Raw genomic sequence first — 3548 nt, 5'->3', positions numbered from 1 at the left:
GGCCGGGCGGGACTTCGGCCAGCCCGGCCCCGCCGTTCCGGAAGCCGAGCTCCAGTGTCTCCTGAACGACGCCGGGACGACAGCACGGATCGGGCATCTCGCCTGGTCGGCGCGGGTTCCGCTGCAGTGCGGCCTCGCCCGGCGGTTTCGCCGGGGGCGGCTCTTCCTCGCGGGGGACGCGGCGCACACCTACTCGCCGGCCACCGGCCAGGGCATGAACGCCGGTATTCAGGACGCGGTGAACCTCGGCTGGAAGCTCGGCTTCGCGGCGAGCGGTTCCGCGGGCGGGTTCGATGCCGAAGTGCTGCTCGATTCCTACGAAGGGGAGCGCAGAGCGGCTGCCCATCGACGGCTGCTCCTGACGCACACCGCGTTCTGGGCGGAGGCGTCGACGGGCTGGCTCCCCTCATGGCTGCGCGCGGTGGCCGCTCCGCGCGCGGCCCCCGCCATTCCCGTGCTCCTCGGCCGGCGACGACTGGTCGCCGAGGTCGTCCGCATCATCTCCCAACTGCGCGTGAACTACCGGCACAGTCCCCTGTCGGTGGAGGGGACACCGCCCCTGCGGGGGGCTCCCCGCCCGGGAGACCGCCTGCCCGACGCGGCCGTCAGCGTCGGAGGGCCCGCCCAGCGGCTGCACGGGCTGCTGGCCCGCCCGGGTGTGCACCTGCTGCTGCAACGCGACGCCGCTCCACCGCCGGACACGGCCGACCCTCGGGTGACCGTCCTGCGGCTGTCGAACAGCCCCGGCCACGGTCTGGTGGCCGTCCGCCCGGACGGGCACGTCGGCTTCCACTGCGGGGCCACCGACCCCACCGGGCTGACCGGCTGGCTCTCCCTGATCGGCGCGGCGCCGTCCCCGCCCGTCCGGCCATGAACACTGGGCGACGGAGCCCCTCCTCCCGGCCACAGGGGTCCGGCTGTCCTGCGGAACAGACGGTCTGGGGGCCCCGGTTGCCCGGGCGTCCGCCCGGGGCGACGGTGGAGGGAGCCGGCTGAGCCGCCAGGGAGTGGGTGACCATGCGAGCCCTCGTCTACCACGGTCCCGGACGGATCTCCTGGGACACCGTCACGGATCCGGCGATCGAGGATCCCGCCGACGCCGTCGTGCGCGTCGGGGCCACCACCGTCTGCGGCACCGACCTGCACATCCTGCGCGGGGACCTGCCCGAGGTGAAGGCGGGGACGGTCCTCGGCCACGAGGCGGTCGGCGAGGTGGTCGAGGTCGGCCGGGACGTCCACCACCTGCGCCCCGGGAACCAGGTGATCGTCTCGTCCGTCTCGGCCTGCGGTCACTGCCGGCCGTGCCACGACCGCATGTTCGGGCAGTGCCGCGGGGGCGGTGGATGGGTCCTGGGGAACCTGATCGACGGGACCCAGGCGGAGTTCGTGCGGGTGCCCTTCGCCGACCACTCCACCCACCGTCTGCCCCCCGCCCTGCCGCTCGACGACGCGGTCCTGCTCGCCGAAGTCCTCCCCACCGCCTACGAAGTCGGCGTGCGGAACGGAGAGGTGGGCCCGGGGGACACCGTCGTCGTGGTGGGCGCCGGTCCGGTCGGCCTCGCCACGGTGGCGATCGCGCGGCTCTACTCGCCCCGCCGGGTCATCGCGGTGGACCTGTCGGCCGCCCGGCTGGAGGCCGCCGTCCGCATGGGCGCCGACGCCGCCGAGGTGCCCGGGAGGATGATCGCCGAGCTGTACGACGGGCCCGGCGCCGACGTGGTCGTCGAGGCGTCGGGCGAACCGGAGGGCTTCGTCCTGTGCACACGCGCCGTCCGTGCGGGAGGGCACATCGCCGTCATCGGCACGCCCGGCAGACCCGCCACACTGCACCTCGAGTCCCTGTGGCGCAAGAACGTGACGATCAGCACCGGCCAGGTCGACACCTCCTCCACCCCCTGGCTGCTGGGGCTGCTGAGGTTCGGGCGCCTGCGCGTGTCCCCGCTGGTCACCCACACCTTCGGTCTCGACCGGGTGCTGGACGCCTACGAGGTGTTCTCCCACGGCGCGACGTCCGGCGCGCTCAAGGTCGCACTGCGCCGTGAGTGAGGGGCCCGGCCCACAGGAGTACGGAAGACCGGCCGGTTCCCAGAGAGTTCGCCGATGAAAGCGGTAGTGCTGTGGAAACGAGCCGGGGCCACGAAAATACGGCGACGCGGAGCGACACCACACGCCGTGCGATGCAGGACCGCAAGAAGTCGACACCTCCCTGGAACACGGCTGACAAGCCCTGCTCGCCCCACCCCGCAGACGGCTCTCCGTGCCTCCCGTCTCCCTCCTCGACACCCACCGGGCGAAGGACATCCCGGACTCGGAGGCGTCCCGATGACCGGCACACGCCGTACGCCGCCCGGTCGTGCGGGGCGCCTTCGGCTACGGCACAGCCTCGATGTCGCCGGGCTCGGGGCCGACCCGCTGGTACAGAAGCTGCGCATCCTGCGCTCCGAGCACCAGCGGCCGCTGCGCGCGGAGCAGTGAGCCGCCCGCGCCTGGCGGGAGTTCCTGGCGGAAGCCGGGAGCCGGCTGCTGCGGGGACTGCTCCCGGACGGGGAGCAGTCCCTCGACCAGGTTGCCGCGGCGTCGGCGGCGCCGGGACACCTGGGATCCGGTCGACGGCCGTGGTGGCCCCTCGTCCCCGTGCAGCGGAGCGTGACCGGGGTGAACCTGGACGTGAGAGGTGACGGCGTCGATGTGAGGGAGGCACGGTGAGCGGTCTCGTGGTCGTGGGCGTGGACGGTTCGGCGTCGAGTCTCGCCGCGGTGGAGGCCGCCGCGCGGGAGGCACGTCTGCGCGGGGCGGGGCTGCGGCTGGTGCACGCGTTCGTCTGGCCCGCGATGCACGCGCCCCTGGGGCCGTCGCCGTTGGGACCACCGGAGGGCGGGCTGCGGAACATGGTGGATCGTCTGGTGGCCGAGGCGGTCGAACGGGCGCGGGCGGTGGCGCCGGAGGTCGAGGTCGGTCATGTCGTGTTGACCGGCGAGCCGTTGACCGTTCTGGAGGCACAGTCGCGGGCCGCGGAGCTGGTGGTGGTCGGACACCGGGGCACGGGCGGGTTCGTCGGGCTGCTGGTGGGGTCGACGGCGGTGCATCTGGCGGCGCACGGCCGGTGCCCGGTGCTGGTCGTGCGCGAGCAGCCCCTCCTCGACGGTCCGATCGTGCTGGGCGTCGACGGCTCTGCCGTGGGACAGAAGGCCGTGGACTTCGCCTTCTCCGAGGCCGCCCTGCGGAACGCGCCGTTGGTGGCGCTGCACACCTGGACCGCGTGGAACGCGCCGATGCCCGCCCCGCAGGATGCGTCCGTGCCGTACGCGAACCCGCCGGGAGCGCTGGCCGGGGAGGAGGAGAGGCTGCTGTCCGAGGCGCTCGCCGGACGTCAGGAGCACCACCCGGGCGTCGTGGTGGAGCACAGGGTGGTGCACGGCGGGACGCGGGAGGCGTTGATCGAGGCCAGCCGCTCCGCCCAGCTGGTGGTGGTCGGTGCGCGGGGGCGCGGCGGTTTCGCCGGGCTGCTCCTGGGCTCGGTCAGCCAGGCCCTGCTGCATCACGCGCAC

The 3548-nt window shown here is 74.0% G+C and carries 4 protein-coding genes; 3 read left to right on the top strand and 1 reads right to left on the bottom strand.

The window, feature by feature from the left end:
* Together B7767_RS28860 and B7767_RS28855 are read left to right on the top strand one after the other, a co-directional pair.
* Positions 1-874 (top strand): FAD-dependent monooxygenase (locus tag B7767_RS28860; protein ID WP_179167330.1); only part of this gene is annotated, 874 nt, incomplete at its 5' end.
* Between the two features lie 143 nt (positions 875-1017).
* Complete coding sequence (locus tag B7767_RS28855) at positions 1018-2046, top strand: alcohol dehydrogenase catalytic domain-containing protein (protein WP_085574731.1); 1029 nt, start codon at positions 1018-1020, stop codon at positions 2044-2046.
* Between the two features lie 324 nt (positions 2047-2370).
* Here B7767_RS28855 and B7767_RS46640 read toward each other — a convergent pair whose 3' ends face one another.
* Positions 2371-2595: a hypothetical protein gene (locus tag B7767_RS46640; RefSeq protein WP_179167329.1), complete on the bottom strand. Its 225-nt coding sequence runs from the start codon at positions 2593-2595 to the stop codon at positions 2371-2373.
* 107 nt (positions 2596-2702) lie between these two features.
* Here B7767_RS46640 and B7767_RS28845 point away from each other — a divergent pair.
* A partial coding sequence (locus tag B7767_RS28845) for a universal stress protein (protein ID WP_085574730.1) occupies positions 2703-3548 on the top strand: 846 nt, incomplete at its 3' end.

This window comes from Streptomyces sp. 13-12-16 (genome assembly GCF_002114215.1).
In the GTDB taxonomy this organism is placed as follows: domain Bacteria; phylum Actinomycetota; class Actinomycetes; order Streptomycetales; family Streptomycetaceae; genus Streptomyces.
The sequence above is the reverse complement of the archived record's forward strand: the minus strand, read 5'-3'. Positions and strand labels throughout refer to the sequence as shown.

Coding starts and splice junctions, on each gene's coding strand:
- B7767_RS28855 (WP_085574731.1), top strand. CDS start 1,018: ATGCGAGCCCTCGTCTACCACGGTCCCGGACGGATCTCCTGGGACACC.